This is a genomic window from Pseudomonas sp. GW823-FHT05G12, from assembly GCF_058795575.1.
In genome coordinates this window covers 1,295,290-1,312,214 of record NZ_CM179501.1, presented here as the reverse complement: position 1 = coordinate 1,312,214, position 16,925 = coordinate 1,295,290, and the positions used below count along the sequence as shown (strand labels likewise).

21 protein-coding genes are annotated in these 16,925 nt (G+C 60.5%); 13 read left to right on the top strand and 8 right to left on the bottom strand.

Annotation, left to right across the window (positions count from 1 at the left end; translation table 11 throughout):
* Positions 1–228: a hypothetical protein gene (locus AC3RCM_RS05985; RefSeq protein ID WP_003254918.1), complete on the bottom strand. Its 228-nt coding sequence runs from the start codon at positions 226–228 to the stop codon at positions 1–3.
* 94 nt (positions 229–322) lie between these two features.
* Complete coding sequence (dcd, locus tag AC3RCM_RS05980; RefSeq protein WP_003254920.1) at positions 323–889, bottom strand: dCTP deaminase; 567 nt, start codon at positions 887–889, stop codon at positions 323–325.
* A 327-nt stretch (positions 890–1,216) separates the two neighbouring features.
* Between dcd and AC3RCM_RS05975 the strand changes: the two genes are divergently transcribed.
* A complete protein-coding gene (locus tag AC3RCM_RS05975) occupies positions 1,217–1,426 on the top strand; it encodes a cold-shock protein (RefSeq protein WP_003254922.1) in 210 nt (69 codons plus the stop codon).
* 167 nt (positions 1,427–1,593) lie between these two features.
* On the opposite strand, the gene apbC is transcribed toward AC3RCM_RS05975, so the two are convergent.
* Positions 1,594–2,688, bottom strand: coding sequence for an iron-sulfur cluster carrier protein ApbC (gene apbC, locus AC3RCM_RS05970; protein ID WP_003254924.1), 1,095 nt, complete (start codon positions 2,686–2,688; stop codon positions 1,594–1,596).
* Between the two features lie 158 nt (positions 2,689–2,846).
* Between apbC and metG the strand changes: the two genes are divergently transcribed.
* The 7 genes from metG (at position 2,847) to AC3RCM_RS05935 (ending at position 8,549) form a co-directional block, all read left to right on the top strand.
* On the top strand, positions 2,847–4,886 hold the full coding sequence (gene metG, locus AC3RCM_RS05965; RefSeq protein WP_064492961.1) for a methionine--tRNA ligase: 2,040 nt from the start codon (positions 2,847–2,849) through the stop codon (positions 4,884–4,886).
* 106 nt (positions 4,887–4,992) lie between these two features.
* Positions 4,993–5,541 (top strand): Rnf-Nqr domain containing protein, encoded by a 549-nt coding sequence (locus tag AC3RCM_RS05960; protein WP_064492962.1) that lies wholly within the window; start codon positions 4,993–4,995, stop codon positions 5,539–5,541.
* Entirely contained in the window at positions 5,538–6,509 is a 972-nt protein-coding gene (locus AC3RCM_RS05955; RefSeq protein WP_492629425.1) for an RnfABCDGE type electron transport complex subunit D, read from the top strand. The genes AC3RCM_RS05960 and AC3RCM_RS05955 overlap by 4 nt, the downstream gene beginning before the upstream one ends.
* On the top strand, positions 6,506–7,108 hold the full coding sequence (locus tag AC3RCM_RS05950) for an RnfABCDGE type electron transport complex subunit G (protein ID WP_064492964.1): 603 nt from the start codon (positions 6,506–6,508) through the stop codon (positions 7,106–7,108). Before AC3RCM_RS05955 ends, AC3RCM_RS05950 begins: the two co-directional genes overlap by 4 nt.
* Positions 7,101–7,625, top strand: coding sequence for a hypothetical protein (locus tag AC3RCM_RS05945; protein WP_064492965.1), 525 nt, complete (start codon positions 7,101–7,103; stop codon positions 7,623–7,625). The genes AC3RCM_RS05950 and AC3RCM_RS05945 overlap by 8 nt, the downstream gene beginning before the upstream one ends.
* A 4-nt stretch (positions 7,626–7,629) precedes the next feature.
* On the top strand, positions 7,630–8,268 hold the full coding sequence (gene nth / locus AC3RCM_RS05940; protein WP_020193232.1) for an endonuclease III: 639 nt from the start codon (positions 7,630–7,632) through the stop codon (positions 8,266–8,268).
* 104 nt (positions 8,269–8,372) lie between these two features.
* Positions 8,373–8,549 carry a PA3496 family putative envelope integrity protein gene (locus AC3RCM_RS05935; protein ID WP_010952256.1) on the top strand — a complete coding sequence of 59 codons (177 nt, stop codon included), beginning with the start codon at positions 8,373–8,375 and terminating at the stop codon, positions 8,547–8,549.
* Positions 8,550–8,619: 70 nt separating this feature from the next.
* Here AC3RCM_RS05935 and AC3RCM_RS05930 read toward each other — a convergent pair whose 3' ends face one another.
* Entirely contained in the window at positions 8,620–9,243 is a 624-nt protein-coding gene (locus AC3RCM_RS05930; protein ID WP_003254939.1) for a response regulator transcription factor, read from the bottom strand.
* A gap of 367 nt (positions 9,244–9,610) precedes the next feature.
* Between AC3RCM_RS05930 and AC3RCM_RS05925 the strand changes: the two genes are divergently transcribed.
* Positions 9,611–10,093, top strand: coding sequence for a hypothetical protein (locus tag AC3RCM_RS05925; RefSeq protein ID WP_064492967.1), 483 nt, complete (start codon positions 9,611–9,613; stop codon positions 10,091–10,093).
* A gap of 67 nt (positions 10,094–10,160) precedes the next feature.
* Here the strand turns inward: AC3RCM_RS05925 and AC3RCM_RS05920 are convergent, their stop codons facing one another.
* Positions 10,161–11,378 (bottom strand): argininosuccinate synthase, encoded by a 1,218-nt coding sequence (locus AC3RCM_RS05920; protein ID WP_003254941.1) that lies wholly within the window; start codon positions 11,376–11,378, stop codon positions 10,161–10,163.
* Between the two features lie 447 nt (positions 11,379–11,825).
* Positions 11,826–12,767, bottom strand: coding sequence for a flagellar protein MotY (locus AC3RCM_RS05915; protein ID WP_064492326.1), 942 nt, complete (start codon positions 12,765–12,767; stop codon positions 11,826–11,828).
* A gap of 130 nt (positions 12,768–12,897) precedes the next feature.
* On the opposite strand from AC3RCM_RS05915, the gene pyrC reads away from it, so the two are divergent.
* Both pyrC and rnt read left to right on the top strand, forming a co-directional pair.
* Entirely contained in the window at positions 12,898–13,944 is a 1,047-nt protein-coding gene (gene pyrC, locus AC3RCM_RS05910) for a dihydroorotase (RefSeq protein ID WP_003254943.1), read from the top strand.
* Between the two features lie 59 nt (positions 13,945–14,003).
* Entirely contained in the window at positions 14,004–14,615 is a 612-nt protein-coding gene (gene rnt / locus AC3RCM_RS05905) for a ribonuclease T (RefSeq protein WP_010952252.1), read from the top strand.
* Positions 14,616–14,772: 157 nt separating this feature from the next.
* Here rnt and AC3RCM_RS05900 read toward each other — a convergent pair whose 3' ends face one another.
* Positions 14,773–15,375 carry a peroxiredoxin gene (locus AC3RCM_RS05900; protein ID WP_003254945.1) on the bottom strand — a complete coding sequence of 201 codons (603 nt, stop codon included), beginning with the start codon at positions 15,373–15,375 and terminating at the stop codon, positions 14,773–14,775.
* Positions 15,376–15,599: 224 nt separating this feature from the next.
* Here AC3RCM_RS05900 and AC3RCM_RS05895 point away from each other — a divergent pair, with 224 nt between their 5' ends.
* Entirely contained in the window at positions 15,600–15,818 is a 219-nt protein-coding gene (locus AC3RCM_RS05895; RefSeq protein ID WP_003254947.1) for a bacterioferritin-associated ferredoxin, read from the top strand.
* Between the two features lie 199 nt (positions 15,819–16,017).
* Complete coding sequence (bfr, locus tag AC3RCM_RS05890; RefSeq protein WP_003254948.1) at positions 16,018–16,491, top strand: bacterioferritin; 474 nt, start codon at positions 16,018–16,020, stop codon at positions 16,489–16,491.
* 57 nt (positions 16,492–16,548) lie between these two features.
* Here the strand turns inward: bfr and grxD are convergent, their stop codons facing one another.
* Entirely contained in the window at positions 16,549–16,884 is a 336-nt protein-coding gene (gene grxD, locus AC3RCM_RS05885; protein WP_003254949.1) for a Grx4 family monothiol glutaredoxin, read from the bottom strand.
* Between the last annotated feature and the right edge of the window lie 41 nt (positions 16,885–16,925).

The window sequence follows — 16,925 nt, the reverse complement described above, 5'->3', positions numbered from 1 at the left end:
TCAGGCCACAGGGGCGGGAGGCGGCTCGTCCGGCAAGGTCGGCTCACCCGGCTCCATGGGAGGCGTCTCACCGGGTTCCGGCGGTTGCGGGGTATCGGGGTCAGGCTGATGGGGCACGCCCCCCGCCTGCATGGGCAGCGGGTGCGCCAGCAGTGACCAGGGCAACAACCCTACGTGATTGGGCTGCAGGCCTGCCAGCTTGGCACTGATTGCGGGATGGAGTTTCATTGGCTGCTCCTGACGAAAGCCGATGCACATCATGCACACCGGCGTTACTTCGTTGGAGTGCCAAAGGCGCGGGTAATTCCCCGCGCTTGTCGGCTCAGGTACGCGGCAGAGTGACGCCGCGTTGGCCCTGGTATTTGCCGCCACGGTCCTTGTACGACACTTCGCACTCTTCGTCGGACTGCAAGAACAGCATCTGCGCCACGCCTTCGTTGGCGTAGATCTTCGCCGGCAGCGTGGTGGTGTTGGAGAACTCCAACGTCACGTGGCCTTCCCATTCGGGCTCGAGCGGCGTGACGTTGACGATGATGCCGCAACGGGCGTAGGTGCTCTTGCCCAGGCAAATGGTCAGCACGTCACGAGGAATGCGGAAATATTCGACAGTGCGCGCCAGGGCGAAAGAGTTTGGCGGGATGATGCACACGTCGCTCTTGATATCGACGAAGCTGCCAGCATCGAAATTTTTCGGGTCGACGGTGGCCGAGTTGATGTTGGTGAACACCTTGAATTCGTCGGCGCAGCGTACGTCGTACCCATAGCTGGAGACGCCGAAGGAGATCACGCGGTTGTCCTGCTCGCCGCGCACCTGGCGCTCGACGAACGGCTCGATCATGCCGTGTTCCTGCGCCATGCGGCGAATCCACTTGTCCGATTTGATGCTCATGGCGGGGTGTCCTGAAGAGTTGCGAGGTGAAAATCGTGACGCGCATATTACCGGTCCCGGCGCCCAGGTTAAAGTTCCATCCCTCATCCCGCGCCGGGTGGGGGCTGCAGCCGCCGCCGATCCGAATTTGCCTAAAGCGTCTTCTGACCATTGGCAGGTTGCGGAAAGTGGGGTAAGGTGTTGCCACTGTGCTGCACGTGACACCGAGAATCTCTAGTTTGATGCACGATCCTGATCGGCCCATCGCTGAATTTTCTGCTCTCTTTGCGCTCAGTCCCGGGCAGGGTTTTTCCTGACCGTTATCAAATTGTCCAAGGAGACAGAAAAATGTCCAACCGTCAATCCGGTGTTGTTAAGTGGTTCAACGATGAGAAAGGCTACGGCTTCATCACCCCTCAGTCGGGCGACGACCTGTTCGTGCACTTCAAAGCCATCCAAGCTGACGGCTTCAAAACCCTGAAAGAAGGCCAGGCTGTTACTTTCGTCGCTACCCGCGGCCAGAAAGGCATGCAGGCTGAAGAAGTTCAGATCGCCTAAGTCGATCTAGCTTCCTAGCTTTCAAAAAAACCCGCCTTCTGGCGGGTTTTTTTATGCCTGCTCGAAATAGGCGCTGGCCTCTTCGCGGGCTCGCCCGCTCCCACAGGGACTGCACAGGCTTCAAGTACGGCGCAGTCGCTGTGTGCGGGCAAACTCGGTATGGCAGGTCAGTCTTCGCTGATGGTAATGCTGGGCATTGCCGGCGCCGCAGCTTCCTGCAGCACGATCCGCGCGCCTACCTGGCGAGCCAGCTCCTGGTAAACCATGGCAATCTGGCTTTCCGGCTCGGCGATCGCCGTGGGCTTGCCGCTGTCGGCCTGCTCACGTATCAGCATCGACAACGGCAGCGACGCCAGCAGGTCGACGCCATACTGGCTGGCCAGCTTCTCGCCGCCACCTTCACCGAACAGGTGTTCGGCATGGCCGCAATTCGAGCAGATATGCACGGCCATGTTCTCGACCACGCCCAGCACCGGAATGTTGACCTTGCGGAACATTTCCACGCCCTTCTTGGCATCCAGCAGCGCCAGGTCCTGTGGCGTGGTGACGATCACCGAACCGACCACAGGTACCTTTTGTGCCAGGGTCAGCTGGATGTCACCGGTACCCGGTGGCATATCGATCACCAGGTAATCCAGGTCATCCCAGGCGGTCTGGGTGACCAGTTGCAGCAGCGCGCCAGACACCATTGGGCCACGCCATACCATCGGCGTGTTGTCGTCGGTGAGGAAGGCCATGGACATGACTTCCACGCCGTGGGCCTTGATCGGCACAAACCACTTCTGCTCGCGAATCTGTGGACGAGTGCCCTCGGCGATGCCGAACATCACCCCCTGACTGGGGCCGTAGATATCGGCATCGAGAATACCTACCCGTGCGCCTTCGCGTGCGAGGGCCAAGGCCAGGTTGGCCGCGGTGGTCGACTTGCCAACACCGCCCTTGCCCGAGGCCACGGCGATGATGTTCTTGACGTTGGCCATGGCTGGCACCTGGGCCTGGGCCTTGTGCGCGGCCACCACGCAATCGATCGAAACCTGGGCGCCAGTGACCCCCTCGAGGCTGCCAATGGCGGTCTGCAGCACCTGGGCCCAGCCGTTCTTGAACAGCCCTGCGGCATAACCCAACTGCAACTGCACGCTGACCTGCCCGCCCTGGATATCGATGGCGCGCACGCAGCCGGCGCTGACCGGGTCCTGGTTCAGGTAGGGGTCGGTGTACTGGCGAAGCACGCCTTCAACGGCGGCACGGGTGACGGCACTCATGGAGACTCCCATTGGCAAACTGAATGTAAAACAGCCGCCTATCCTAACCCGTCAATCGTCAGCAGATGCGCTTGCGGGGTGAAATATCTTCGCCAGCCCTTTATAGTGGCCGATCATCCTCATTTTTACCCCGTAGCCAGATAAGTAGCCGAGCCACCATGTCCGAGCCACGCCAGATTCTCGTCACCAGCGCCCTGCCCTATGCCAATGGATCGATCCATCTCGGCCATATGCTGGAGTACATCCAGACGGACATGTGGGTGCGCTTCCAGAAGCTGCGCGGCAACCAGTGCATCTATGTCTGCGCCGACGACGCCCACGGTTCGGCCATCATGCTGCGCGCCGAAAAGGAAGGCATCACCCCGGAACAGCTGATCGCCAACGTCCAGGCCGAGCACAGCAGCGATTTCGCCGACTTCCTGGTGGACTTCGACAACTTCCACTCCACCCACAGCGACGAGAACCGCGAGCTGTCGAGCCTGATCTACTCGCGCCTGCGTGAAGCCGGGCACATCGCCACCCGTTCGGTGACCCAGTACTTCGACCCGGAAAAAGGCATGTTCCTCGCCGACCGCTTCATCAAGGGCACCTGCCCGAAGTGCGCGGCCGAAGACCAGTACGGCGACAACTGCGAAAAATGCGGCGCCACCTACGCACCCACCGAGCTGAAGAACCCCAAGTCGGCGATCTCCGGTGCCACCCCGGTACTGCGTGATTCCCAGCATTTCTTCTTCAAGCTGCCCGACTTCCAGGCCATGCTGCAGCAGTGGACCCGAAGCGGCACCCTGCAGGACGCGGTAGCCAACAAACTGGCGGAATGGCTGGACTCCGGCCTGCAGGAGTGGGATATCTCCCGCGACGCGCCGTACTTCGGCTTCGAGATCCCGGGTGAGCCTGGCAAATACTTCTACGTATGGCTGGATGCGCCAATCGGCTACATGGCCAGCTTCAAGAACCTCTGCGCACGCCGCCCGGAGCTGGACTTCGACGCCTTCTGGAACGAAGGCTCCAAGGCCGAGCTGTACCACTTCATCGGCAAGGACATCGTCAACTTCCACGCCCTGTTCTGGCCAGCCATGCTCGAAGGCGCCGGCTTCCGCAAGCCGACCGCGGTCAACGTGCACGGCTACCTGACGGTCAACGGCGCCAAGATGTCCAAGTCGCGCGGCACCTTCATCAAGGCCCGCACCTACCTGGACCACCTGCAGCCGGAATACCTGCGTTACTACTATGCGGCCAAGCTGGGCCGTGGCGTCGACGACCTGGACCTGAACCTGGAAGACTTCGTGCAAAAGGTCAACTCCGACCTGGTCGGCAAGGTCGTCAACATTGCCAGCCGCTGCGCCGGTTTCATCCACAAGGGCAACGAGGGTGTGATGGTAAGCGGTGATGCCGCGCCTGAGCTGACCGAAGCCTTCCTGGCTGCCGCACCTTCCATCGCCGAAGCCTATGAGGCCCGTGATTTTGGCCGCGCCATGCGCGAAATCATGGCACTGGCCGACCGCGCCAACGCCTGGATCGCCGACAAGGCACCGTGGTCACTGGCCAAGCAGGAAGGCAAGCAGGATGAAGTCCAGGCCATCTGCGCCCAAGGCATCAACCTGTTCCGCCAGCTGGTGATCTTCCTCAAACCGGTGCTGCCGGTGCTGGCCGCTGATGCCGAGGCTTTCCTCAACGTGGCCCCGCTGACCTGGAACGACCACCTGACACGCCTGGAAAACCACGCGCTTAACCCGTTCAAGGCCTTGATGAGCCGTATCGAGCCGGCCAAGGTCGAAGCCATGGTCGCTGCCAGCAAGGAAGACCTGCTGGCTGCCGAAGCCAAGGCCCCGGCGGGCAATGGCGAGCTGGCCAAGGACCCGCTGTCGGCAGAGATCGAGTTCGATACCTTCGCAGCTGTAGACCTGCGTGTGGCGCTGATCGTCAAGGCTGAAGCCGTGGCGGGTGCCGACAAGTTGCTGCAACTGACCCTGGACATTGGTGACGAGCGTCGCAACGTGTTCTCCGGCATCAAGTCAGCCTACCCAGACCCGTCCAAGCTGGAAGGCCGCCTGACCATGATGGTCGCCAACCTCAAACCCCGGAAGATGCGCTTTGGCGTGTCCGAAGGCATGGTCATGGCTGCCGGCCCTGGCGGTGAAGAAATCTACCTGCTGAGCCCGGACAGCGGCGCCAAGCCAGGCCAGCGCATCAAGTAACCGCCCTGCGGGCCATTGTGGGAGCGGGCTGCCCGCTCCCACAATTACGCAGGCCCCTTCATGTCAAACCCGGACAATCGCCCCGATTCCCGGCTATCGTCATCTCATGAATGACTACATCCTGGTCCTGATCAGCGCCGCACTGATCAATCACCTGTGCCTGCTCCGACAGCCACTCTCCGGGCTGCAACTTCAGGTGCACGGCCTGGCCTGCGCCCTGTGCATCGCCCTGGGCGTAATCGGCGCGCAGCTGCTGGTGCACGCGGTACTTGCCCCGTTGCACATCCACGATCTTGCCCTGTTTCTGCTATTGCCCTGGCTGGCTTTGCTCGCCTGGGGCCTGCCCTGGCTTTTGGCCAAGTGGCGCCCGGCCTGGCCTGTAGTGGGGTTGCCAGCGCTGCTGTTGAGCAATGCAGCAGCGCTTGGGCTGGCCCTGCAGCAGACAAGCGACGGCAGCACCTGGCCAACCATGCTGCTCCAAGGCTTGCTGACGGGTGGCGGCTTCTGGCTGGCGCTGATGGTGTTCGCCGACCTGCGCCAGCGCAGCGCCCACGCCGATATCCCCAACGCGCTGCGCGGCCTGCCCATCGAGTTGATCGGGGCCGGGGTGATGGCCATGGCGTTTTCCGGTTTCAACGGAATGTTTGGCCAATGAGCAGTCCCGATCCGCGCCTACGCACCAGCATGGGCCTGGTCTTGCTCGCTTGCACGCCTGGGCTGCTGGCGCTGTTGTGGCTGCATGGCTGGGGCATGATGCTGAACCTGTTGCTGTGCGCCAGTGCCGCGCTGCTGTGCGAGGCATCGCTGCTGGCAGTGCGCAGCCAATCACTGAGCCAGGCGCTAACCGACGGCAGCGCCCTGGTGACCGCCGTGCTGCTGGCGGCCGCCCTGCCCACCTTGGCGCCATGGTGGCTGCCGGTCATCGCGGCAAGTGTCGCGATCGGTATCGGCAAGCAGGCCTACGGTGGGGTCGGGCGAAATCTGTTCAATCCGGCCATGGTGGGTTATGCCTTCGTGCTGCTCAGCTTCCCGTTGCAGATGAACCATTGGCCTGGGCAGGCCCCAGGCCTGCTCGACAGCGTGCAGCAGGTGTTCGCTGGGGGCGAACAGATCGATGCCTGGGCCCGTCCGACATTGCTCGACGGCTTGCGCCACAACCGCAGCCTGACCATCGACGAGCTGTTTGCCAGCCATCCGGGCTTTGGCAACATTGGCGGGGCAGGCAGCGAATGGGTCAACCTGGCATTCCTGCTTGGCGGCCTGTTCTTGCTGCAGCGCAAGGTGATCAGTTGGCATGCGCCGGCAGGTTTGCTGGCAGGGCTATTGGTATTCAGCTTGTTGGGCTGGAACGGTTCGGGGTCGGACTCCAATGGCTCGCCTTTGCTGCACCTGTTTTCCGGCTCAACCATGCTGGCAGCCTTCTTCATTGCGACCGAGCCAGTGTCCGGCCCCAGAGACGACTGGGCCAAGCTGTGCTTCGGCGTGGGAACAGGGGTGCTCATCTACCTGATTCGTACCTGGGGCAGCTATCCGGATGGCACCGCGTTCGCCATCCTGCTGATGAACCTTTTCGCACCGGCACTCGAGCGCATGGCTGCGCAGCGTCAGCAGGCAGCCCGATGAAGCGCGGGGTTCGGGATGTGGGCCTGTTGCTACTGACGGGAGTATTGGCAGTGTCAGCCACCCTGGCCTGGCGGCAGTCGACCGGCCCGGCCATCGCCGGCGCTGAAAAGCAGCTGCAAAGCCGCCAGCGGCTGGCCGTGCTGCCCGACGGTAGTTATGACAACCAGCCCCTGGAAAGCCCGCTGCCAAGGCCCGCCGCACAGAGGCCCAACAGCCGTATCCTGGCGGCTTACCGCGCCACTGTGGCAGGTAAGCCAAGCGCCATTATCCTGATCACACAGGCCCAGGGGTATGCCGGGCCGATCGTGCTGAGCGTCGCCATCACCACGGACGGCCGGCTGATCGGCAGCCAGGTTGTCGAACAACAGGAAAGCCCCGGGCTGGGCGATCGCCTGGGGGATCCGCGATTGCACTGGCTGAGTCAGTTCAACAACCGCGATCAGGGCGATCACTGGGCGCTGAAGCGGGACCAGGGTGACTTTGACCAATTGGCCGGCGCAACCGTGACCTCGCGCGCGGTGATCGCCGCATTGCAGGATGCGCTGAGCTATTTCGACGAGCAGCGTAGTGTATTGCTGGAGGGCGCCACCCATGAATAGGTTCTGCCTGCTGGCCATGAGCCTGGCGCCACTGCTGGGTGCCACCCGAACGCTGGCTGAAGGCGCGGCCATCGGCCTGTGCGCAGTACTGATGGGGTGCCTGCACCAACTGTTGCTGGCGCCACTGCGTAAACACATGGCCAGCTGGGCCTATGTAATGGCTAGCCTGCTGCTGCTGGCAGCCTTGGCCAGTTGCCTGCAGTTGGCCCTGCGGGCCTGGCTGCTACCGCTGGCCATTGCCCTGGGCCACTATCCCGCATTGTTGTGCCTGCAATGCCTGGCCAGTGACCACCTGCTACCTGACCAACGCCGCTGGCGCCTGCTCGCAAGGCACCTCGGCGCTGTCTTTGCCATTTGCCTGCTGCTGGGCACCAGCCGCCAATGGCTGGCTGACCATGCCGAGCTGCACCTGGCCAGCCTCGCACCCGGTGCGCTACTGCTGCTGGGTCTGCTGTTGGCCTTGTACAATCGCCTGCTTCCGGGCCCTGCCCACCCACCTCGTCAAGGAAAGCCCTGATTTCATGAATGCTGCCAAACGCCTGGAGATTTTTCGCAGGCTGCACGAAGACAACCCCGACCCAAAGACCGAACTGGCCTACACGACCCCGTTTGAACTGCTGGTCGCCGTGACACTGTCCGCGCAATCCACCGACGTCGGCGTCAACAAGGCCACTGCCCGCCTGTTCCCCGTCGCCAACACCCCCGAGGCCATCTATGCCCTGGGCGTTGAAGGCCTCAGCGAATACATCAAGACCATCGGGCTTTACAACAGCAAGGCCAAGAATGTCATAGAAACATGTCGGCTACTGATCGAGCGCCACGACAGCCAGGTACCGCAAACCCGCGAAGCGCTGGAGGCGCTACCCGGCGTCGGCCGCAAAACCGCCAACGTGGTGCTAAACACGGCGTTTCGCCAACCGGCCATGGCCGTGGATACCCATATCTTCCGGGTGAGTAACCGCACAGGCATCGCGCCAGGCAAAACGGTGCTGGAAGTGGAAAAGAAACTGCTCAAGTTTGTACCCAAGGACTACCTGCTCGACGCCCACCACTGGCTGATCCTGCACGGGCGCTACGTGTGCCAGGCGCGCAAGCCAAGGTGCGGAAGCTGCAGGATCGAAGATTTGTGCGAGTACAAGCACAAAACCTCCGACGATTGAGCCGATAGCCAAAAACCACTCACATCGATTGAAAAAATCTTTTTTACCAGCGTCTGCTTTCTGGTTATAAGGACGGCCAATGGCCCCTTGGCTTGGAGCGACTCATGAGTACCGATAAAGACGACCTGTCGATCGATGATGATTTTGTTGCCGCAGACGATGACGCGGAGCCACAGGTTGAAATCGCAAAGACCAACCTGAGCAAACGTCGCACCATCGACAACATGCTGGAAGAACGGCGCCTGCAAAAGCAGTTGGCCGATTTCGATTACGACCTGTAGTGCGGGTCCCGTAGTCAGGGACCGATAGCCTTGGCAAAGCCTCCTGGCTGGAGGCTTCAAGGCTTGGCGATCAGTTCAGACCTTGCCGTTGCGCCAGCTCGATCAGGTCAACCAGTGACCGTGCATTGAGCTTTAGCAACAGCCGCGACTTGTAGGTACTGACCGTCTTGTTACTGAGGTACATGCTGTCGGCAATCTCCTTGTTCGAACGCCCTCGCGCCAGTTGTTGCAGCACCGTCATTTCTCGCGCAGAAAGGCGATTCACCATATCCGTCTCGCTGCCCGCCCCCCTGCCACGTGACGCATGCAAGGCCTGGTTGGGGAAGTAGCTGTAACCCGACAACACAGCCTTGATAGCGCTGAGCAGTTCGGTAAGCTCCTGCTGCTTGCACACGTAACCCGCCGCCCCTGCCTGCATGCAGCGCATCGAAAAGTTGCCGGGGGCCTGTGACGTCAGCACCAGTACCTTGCTACCCGGGCTGAATGTCGCCATGCGGGCGATCACCTCCAGGCCATCCAGTTTCGGGATACCGATATCCAGCACCACAATATCCGGCAGGTGTTGCCGTGTCAGCTGCAACGCAGCTACCCCATTGTCAGTCTCCGCCACAACGTCATACCCATGCCGCTCCATCAGCATGCGTACGGCCAGGCGTATGACCGGATGATCATCCACGATAAGCACTTTATTCATGCGATATCCATACATTGTTGTTGCTTTGGCACGCCACGATAACCGACAGGACGCTTGCTGGCGCGGCGATTTACCAGCGAAAGCCATGGACAGACAAAGCCTACAGAACTTACAGAAACTTCCTACACACAATGACTATGGTTGTAACAAATAAATTACTTATTACCGAAAAAAAGGTACCACCCACTGACATAAACGTACCAGTTGAATACTGATCTTCAGCAAAGGAAAACTTCCGACTCAAACACGTCGAAAAAGCAACACAACGAGGTTCTCTGACGATCATTCCTCCCCCGGGAAACAATCCAGCCTTTAGTTGAGTACAGCAGTAAGGTAAAGATGGACAAAACCGCTGGAGACGGCCTATATGACCCAAGCACAACCTGTCGCCCCGCTGACGATCATTGCCATCTTCGCGGGGATCATCGAAGCCTCCGCCCTTGCTACACTGCCATTTCTCGGCGAGTCCAGCCAAAAGCTCTACACCTGGTTCCTGGTAGGCTTTCCATTCTTTCTGACGGCACTGTTTTTTCTGACACTCAACTTCAATTACAAGTCGTTCTATAGCCCGCTTCCCAACAACACAGCACACGACAACACGCCAGCACTGAGCAGTGTGGCCACACCCGCAATTGCCAATGATGCCCCCGAGGCGGTACAGGGCGAACCTGTCACTTTCATGTTCTCCGGCCCCGACGCCTGTCGCATGATGGAACAACAACTCTTGCACGCACTTGCCCAACCGCCCGAGCCAGCGCGCGTCTGGCGCTTTTGTAATCTGGACAGACGTCAATGTGCGCAGCTTTCGATCAGCGCACTCGAGGGCGATGATGTGAGCCATCGAAGTTGAACGACCCGCCTTTGCGCGGGCATAAAAAAACCCCGGACCGAGCCGGGGTTTTCGCACACGCCAGCAATCAGAGCAGCGAACGGCCCTTGTTGGCGGCAATGCGCATACGCAGTGCATTGAGCTTGATGAAGCCAGCAGCATCTGCCTGGTTGTAGGCACCACCATCTTCTTCAAAGGTGGCGATGTTGGCATCGAACAGCGAATCGTCCGACTTGCGGCCAACCACGGTCACATTGCCCTTGTACAGTTTCAGGCGCACCACACCATTCACGTTGACCTGCGAAGCATCGATCATCTGTTGCAGCATCAGACGCTCCGGGCTCCACCAGTAGCCGGTGTAGATCAGGCTGGCATACTTTGGCATCAGCTCATCTTTCAGGTGAGCGACTTCGCGGTCCAGGGTAATCGACTCGATGGCACGGTGTGCCTTGAGCATGATGGTACCGCCAGGCGTTTCGTAGCAACCGCGCGACTTCATGCCGACGTAACGGTTTTCGACGATGTCCAGACGGCCGATGCCGTTGGCACCACCGATACGGTTCAGGTCTGCCAGGACGGTGGCCGGGGATTTCTCGACGCCGTCGATGGCAACGATGTCACCATTGCGGTAGGTCAGCTCGATGTAGGTAGCCTGGTCCGGGGCGTTCTCAGGCGAGACACTCCAGCGCCACATGTCTTCTTCGTGCTCGGTCCAGGTATCTTCCAGGACACCGCCTTCATAGGAGATGTGCAGCAGGTTGGCGTCCATCGAGTACGGCGACTTCTTCTTGCCGTGGCGCTCGATCGGGATGCCGTGCTTCTCGGCGTAGTCCATCAGCTTTTCGCGGGACAGCAGGTCCCACTCGCGCCATGGAGCGATGACCTTGACGCCTGGCTTCAGGGCATAGGCACCCAGCTCGAAGCGCACCTGGTCGTTACCCTTGCCGGTGGCGCCATGGGAAATGGCGTCAGCGCCGGTTTCGTTGGCGATTTCGATCAGGCGCTTGGCGATCAGCGGACGGGCGATGGAAGTACCCAGCAGGTACTCGCCTTCGTAGACGGTGTTGGCGCGGAACATCGGGAACACGAAATCACGCACGAATTCTTCGCGCAGGTCGTCGATGTAGATCTCTTTAACGCCCATTGCCTGGGCCTTGGCACGGGCCGGTTCGACCTCTTCGCCCTGCCCCAGGTCAGCAGTGAAGGTCACCACTTCGCAGTTGTAGGTATCCTGCAGCCACTTGAGAATCACCGAAGTATCAAGGCCGCCGGAATACGCCAGTACGACCTTTTTTACGTCCGCCATGCCATCACTCCACGGGGTTGTACGGAAAGGGATCGATTCTACCGGCGTTGCGGATAAATTTACAGTGGGGCGACAGCTTCTGACGACAAAGCGACAGGAACTTTCGTAGGGGCGACGGGCGGTCGGTTGAGGGATGTGGCATGAGGACCTTGGAGGGGCGTCGAGCCGCAGCATGCATGCCTTGAGGAGTTCAGCGCCTGTGAGATCGAGCGCCGCCAGGTGTCCGCCTCAAGACATTCTGCGCCTGTGAGATCGAGCGCCGCAGGTGTCCGCCTTAAGATATTCAGCGCCTATGAGATCGAGCGCCGCCCGCGCGGCGCTCGATCTCACAGGCGCTGAATGTGTCGAGGCGGACACCTGGCGGCGCTCGGTCTCACAGGCGCTGAAAATGTTGTGACGAACCCCTGGTGGCCTTGATGCGAGCCCATGACATGCACCGACCAGATCTCAGGGCGCCTTCGCCCCCGGGACGCCCGAGGCAGGTGCAACAGCCGGCGCCGCTTGCTCAACCGGCTTTTCCACGGCTTTTTCAACCACCGCCACCCGATCCAGCTCGATATTCACCCGCCGATTACGCGCCCGATTCGACGCACTGTTGTTCTTCGCGAGCGGATAACGCTCGCCATGGAAGCGCACAGTGATCTGCTCTTCCGGCACACCGTTAGCCTTGAAATAATCGGCCACGGCCAATGCGCGGCGGCGCGACAGGTCGCGGTTGGCCAGGCGGTTGCCACTGTTGTCGGAATGCCCATTGAGCTCGACATGGTTCACCGTCGGGTCGGCTTTCATGTAATCGAGGATCACGTCCAGCCGCGCCTTGGCTGCTGCGTCCAGCTCGATACCGCCCCCGGGGAAACCCACCTGTGTCTGGCGCACCTGGTCGTAGTTCATCGGCAACAGCTTGCCAGCACAGACCTGATAGTCATTGTAGGCTTTGGCGAAGCTGACCGGCAGCACACGCACCTCCATCGGCCTGCCCGCCTCACCGGTGTAGTTGCGCACAACGGTGCTACGCCCGTCGAGCAAACCGTTGATCAGCCGGCTGGCCTGCCCTTGGGAGGAGCTGAACAGCACGCCACTGCGGGCCATTCGCACATTGCCCAGGTTGATATCGCCACGCCCAGGTTGCCACGGCGCTGCCGCAGCCAGCAGGCTGGCGGTGCCGGCACCGAGTACGTTGCTGTCCGACCGCAGCTGAAACACCGGCTGCTCGCCTGCCCGACGCACGAACGTACCGCTGCCGAAACCTTCGATCGGCTGGCTCAGACGGCACTCGAACTGGTCACCCTCGACCTTCCAGGCAATGTTCTCCATGCGCGTCTGGAAAGTCAGTGCGCCGGCCGGCAGGCTGGCGAACAGGGTCAACAGGGCTAGGTAACGCTGGCGCACGGGCGGCTCCACAAATTCTGACGGCTTACCAGCAGGCTATCGGACGCTGTCCGGAAAACTTGATAGCCGTGCTCGCCCCGGGGTTTTCCGGTAGGATTGGGGCTTGAGTTCGACCCGCCTGGAATCCCCAATGTCCGATCGCCTGACCCTCCTGCGCCCCGACGACTGGCACATCCATCTGCGCGATGGTGCCGTCCTGCCCCACACCGTTGGCGACGTGGCGCGTACCTTCGCCCGTGCCATCATCATGCCCAACCTCGTGCCGCCGGTGCGCAATGCCACCGAGGCCGGCGCCTACCGTGAGCGCATTCTGGCTGCCCGCCCGGCCGGCAGCCGCTTCGAGCCGCTGATGGTGCTGTACCTCACCGACAACATCAGCCCCGAGGACATCCGCGCGGCCAAGGCCAGCGGTTTCGTGTACGCCGCCAAGTTGTACCCGGCCGGCGCCACCACCAACTCCGATTCGGGCGTGACCAGCATCGACAACATCTTCCCGGCCATAGAGGCAATGGCGGAAGTGGGCATGCCGCTGCTGGTGCATGGCGAAGTGACCCGCAGCGAGATCGACGTGTTCGACCGCGAGAAGCGCTTCATCGACGAGCACATGCGCCGTGTGGTCGAGCGCTTCCCGACGCTGAAAGTGGTGTTCGAACACATCACCACCAGCGACGCCGCGCAGTTCGTCACCGAGGCCCCGGCCAACGTGGGTGCGACCATCACCGCCCAGCACCTGCTGTACAACCGCAACCACATGCTGGTTGGCGGCATTCGCCCGCACTTTTACTGCCTGCCGATCCTCAAGCGCAACACTCACCAGGTGGCCTTGCTGGACGCTGCCACCAGCGGCAATCCGAAGTTCTTCCTCGGCACCGACTCGGCACCTCATGCCCGTCACGCCAAGGAAGCAGCCTGTGGTTGCGCGGGTTGCTACACCGCTTATGCGGCGATCGAGATGTACGCCGAAGCGTTCGAACAGCGTAACGCGCTGGACAAGCTGGAAGGCTTCGCCAGCCTGCACGGCCCGGCCTTCTATGGCCTGCCGGCGAACACCGACACCATTACCCTGGTCCGCGAAGAATGGACCGCTCCGGAAAGCCTGCCATTTGGCGAGCAAACCGTAGTCCCGCTGCGCGCTGGCGAAAAACTGCGCTGGCGCCTGCTGGAGAAAAACGCGTGAGCGAAGACCTTTACGAAGACGACCTGGACACCCAAGGCAGCAGCGGTCCTCGTCACCCGATGGCCGAGCGCTTCCGCGGCTATCTGCCGGTCGTGGTGGATGTTGAAACCGGTGGTTTCAACAGCGCTACCGATGCATTGCTGGAAATTGCCGCCGTCACCATTGGCATGGACGAGAAAGGTTTCCTGTTCCCCGAACATACCTACTTCCACCGAGTGGAGCCGTTCGAGGGCGCCAACATCGAGCCGGCCGCACTTGAGTTCACCGGGATCAAGCTGGACCACCCGCTGCGCATGGCGGTCAGCGAGGAAAGCGCGATGACCGACATCTTCCGCGGCGTGCGCAAGGCACTCAAGGCCAACGGCTGCAAGCGGGCGATTCTGGTCGGCCACAACAGCAGCTTCGACCTGGGTTTCCTCAATGCAGCAGTGGCGCGCAATGACCTGAAGCGCAACCCGTTCCACCCGTTCTCCAGCTTCGACACCGCCACCCTGGCGGGCCTGGCGTATGGCCAGACCGTGCTGGCGCGGGCCTGCCAAAGCGCCGACATCGACTTCGACGGGCGTGAGGCGCACTCGGCACGTTATGACACCGAGAAAACCGCTGAGCTGTTCTGCGGCATCGTCAACCGCTGGAAAGAAATGGGCGGCTGGCGCGATTTCAACGATTGATCTGCTAAAGGCATTCGCGGGCACGCCCGCTCCCACAGGTTCACCTTTGCCTTCAGGCATGCAGAGAATCTGTGGGAGCGGGCGCGCCCGCGAAGAGGCCGGCACAGGAAGGCAAAAAAACCGGCCACGAAGGCCGGTTTTTTCATGCACGCAGCAATTACAGCTTGCCAGCGTTCTCGCTCAGGTAGGCAGCAACGCCTTCAGGCGAAGCGTTCATGCCCTTGTCGCCTTTTTTCCAGTTGGCAGGGCACACTTCGCCGTGCTCTTCGTGGAACTGCAGAGCGTCAACCAGACGCAGCAGCTCGTCCATGTTACGACCCAGTGGCAGGTCGTTGACGATCTGCGAACGGACAACACCGTTGGTATCGATCAGGAAGGCACCACGGAAGGCCACGCCGCCTTCGGACTCGACGTCGTAGGCTTTGCAGATTTCGTGGGTCATGTCGGCAGCCAGGGTGTACTTCACCTGACCGATGCCGCCGTTGTTGACCGGGGTGTTACGCCAGGCGTTGTGGGTGAAGTGCGAGTCGATCGACACGCCGATCACTTCCACGTTGCGCGCCTGGAAGTCAGGGATGCGGTTGTCCAGGGCGATCAGCTCGGACGGGCAGACGAAGGTGAAGTCCAGCGGGTAGAAGAACACCAGGCCGTACTTGCCCTTGATGGCCGAGGCCAGGTTGAAGCTATCGACGATCTCGCCATTGCCCAGCACGGCCGGAACGGTGAAATCGGGGGCTTTCTTACCAACGAGTACGCTCATTGTAATCTCCTGATGAGGGTGAAAAACCGTTTGCCGGGCCAGACGGGCTTGCCCGACATCCAACAAAGGCCGACCATCATACACGGCTTCTCATGACAGGCCGACTCCGTCGACAAAGCAACCACCGGTCGCTCAAGCACAGCCCTCTCAGAAAGATCTTTGACAAGCATTCTCATTACCATTAAGCTCCAACCCATCGACCCAACCAGCGATGGTCAGCCCTTATGTATGTGTGTCTTTGTGTCGGCGTTACCGACGGACAGATCCGCGATGCGATCTATGAAGGATGCTGCAGTTACAAGGAAGTGCGAGCCGCCACCAATGTCGCCAGCCAGTGTGGGAAATGCGCCTGCGTGGCCAAGCAGGTGGTCCGCGAGACCCTGACCGAGCTTCAGGTCAGCCAGGCAGCCCTGCCCTACCCCGTCGAATTTACCGCTGCCTGAACGCAGAATTTCAAGAACCGGACCTAGTGTCCGGTTTTTTTATGCCCGAAATTCAACAAGTTAGCGTTGCAACGCGGTTCACAAACATTCTTATTCCTATTAATTTTCACTTAGTATTCAAGAACTTAGGTTTGACACACCTAAGTATCGGGCTCAAACTTCAGTGGATTGACACACTTCTACAGGGCAGGAACCCGACATGAAAGGCGACGTAAGCGTCATCCAGCATCTCAACAAGATCCTCGGAAACGAGCTGGTCGCGATCAACCAGTACTTCCTGCACGCACGCATGTACGAAGATTGGGGGCTGAACAAACTCGGCAAGCACGAGTACAAAGAATCCATCGATGAAATGAAGCACGCTGACAAATTGATCAAGCGTATTTTGTTCCTCGAAGGTATTCCTAACGTTCAGGACCTGGGCAAACTGCTGATCGGCGAGCACACCAAGGAAATGCTCGAGTGCGACCTGAAGATTGAACAGCAAGGCCTGGTCGACCTGAAGGCCGCCATCGCCCATTGTGAAACCGCTGGCGACTTCGGCTCGCGTGACGTGCTCGAAGATATCCTCGAGTCCGAGGAAGAACACATCGACTGGCTGGAAACCCAACTGGGGCTGATCGACAAGATCGGTATCGAGAACTACCTGCAGTCGCAGATGGGCGAAGAGTAACTATTCGCCCCATGAAAAAACCCGCGATCAGCGGGTTTTTTCATGCTTGCCGGAAGATCAGGCTTCAGAAGCCTTGGCCTTGGCAGCCGCTTCCTTGATCAGGGTTTGCAGCTCACCCTTCTCGAACATTTCCAGCATGATGTCGCTGCCGCCAACCAGCTCACCGGCTACCCACAATTGCGGGAAGGTCGGCCAGTTGGCGTATTTTGGCAGGTTGGCGCGAATTTCCGGGTTCTGCAGGATGTCGACGTAGGCGAACTTTTCGCCACAACCCATCACGGCCTGCGATGCACGCGCAGAGAAGCCGCACTGCGGGGCATTCGGCGAGCCTTTCATGTAAAGCAGAATGGTGTTGTTGGCAATCTGCTCTTTGATCGTTTCGATGATATCCATGTAGCACCTCGGCTGAACTATCCGACACAGTCGTCGGCACG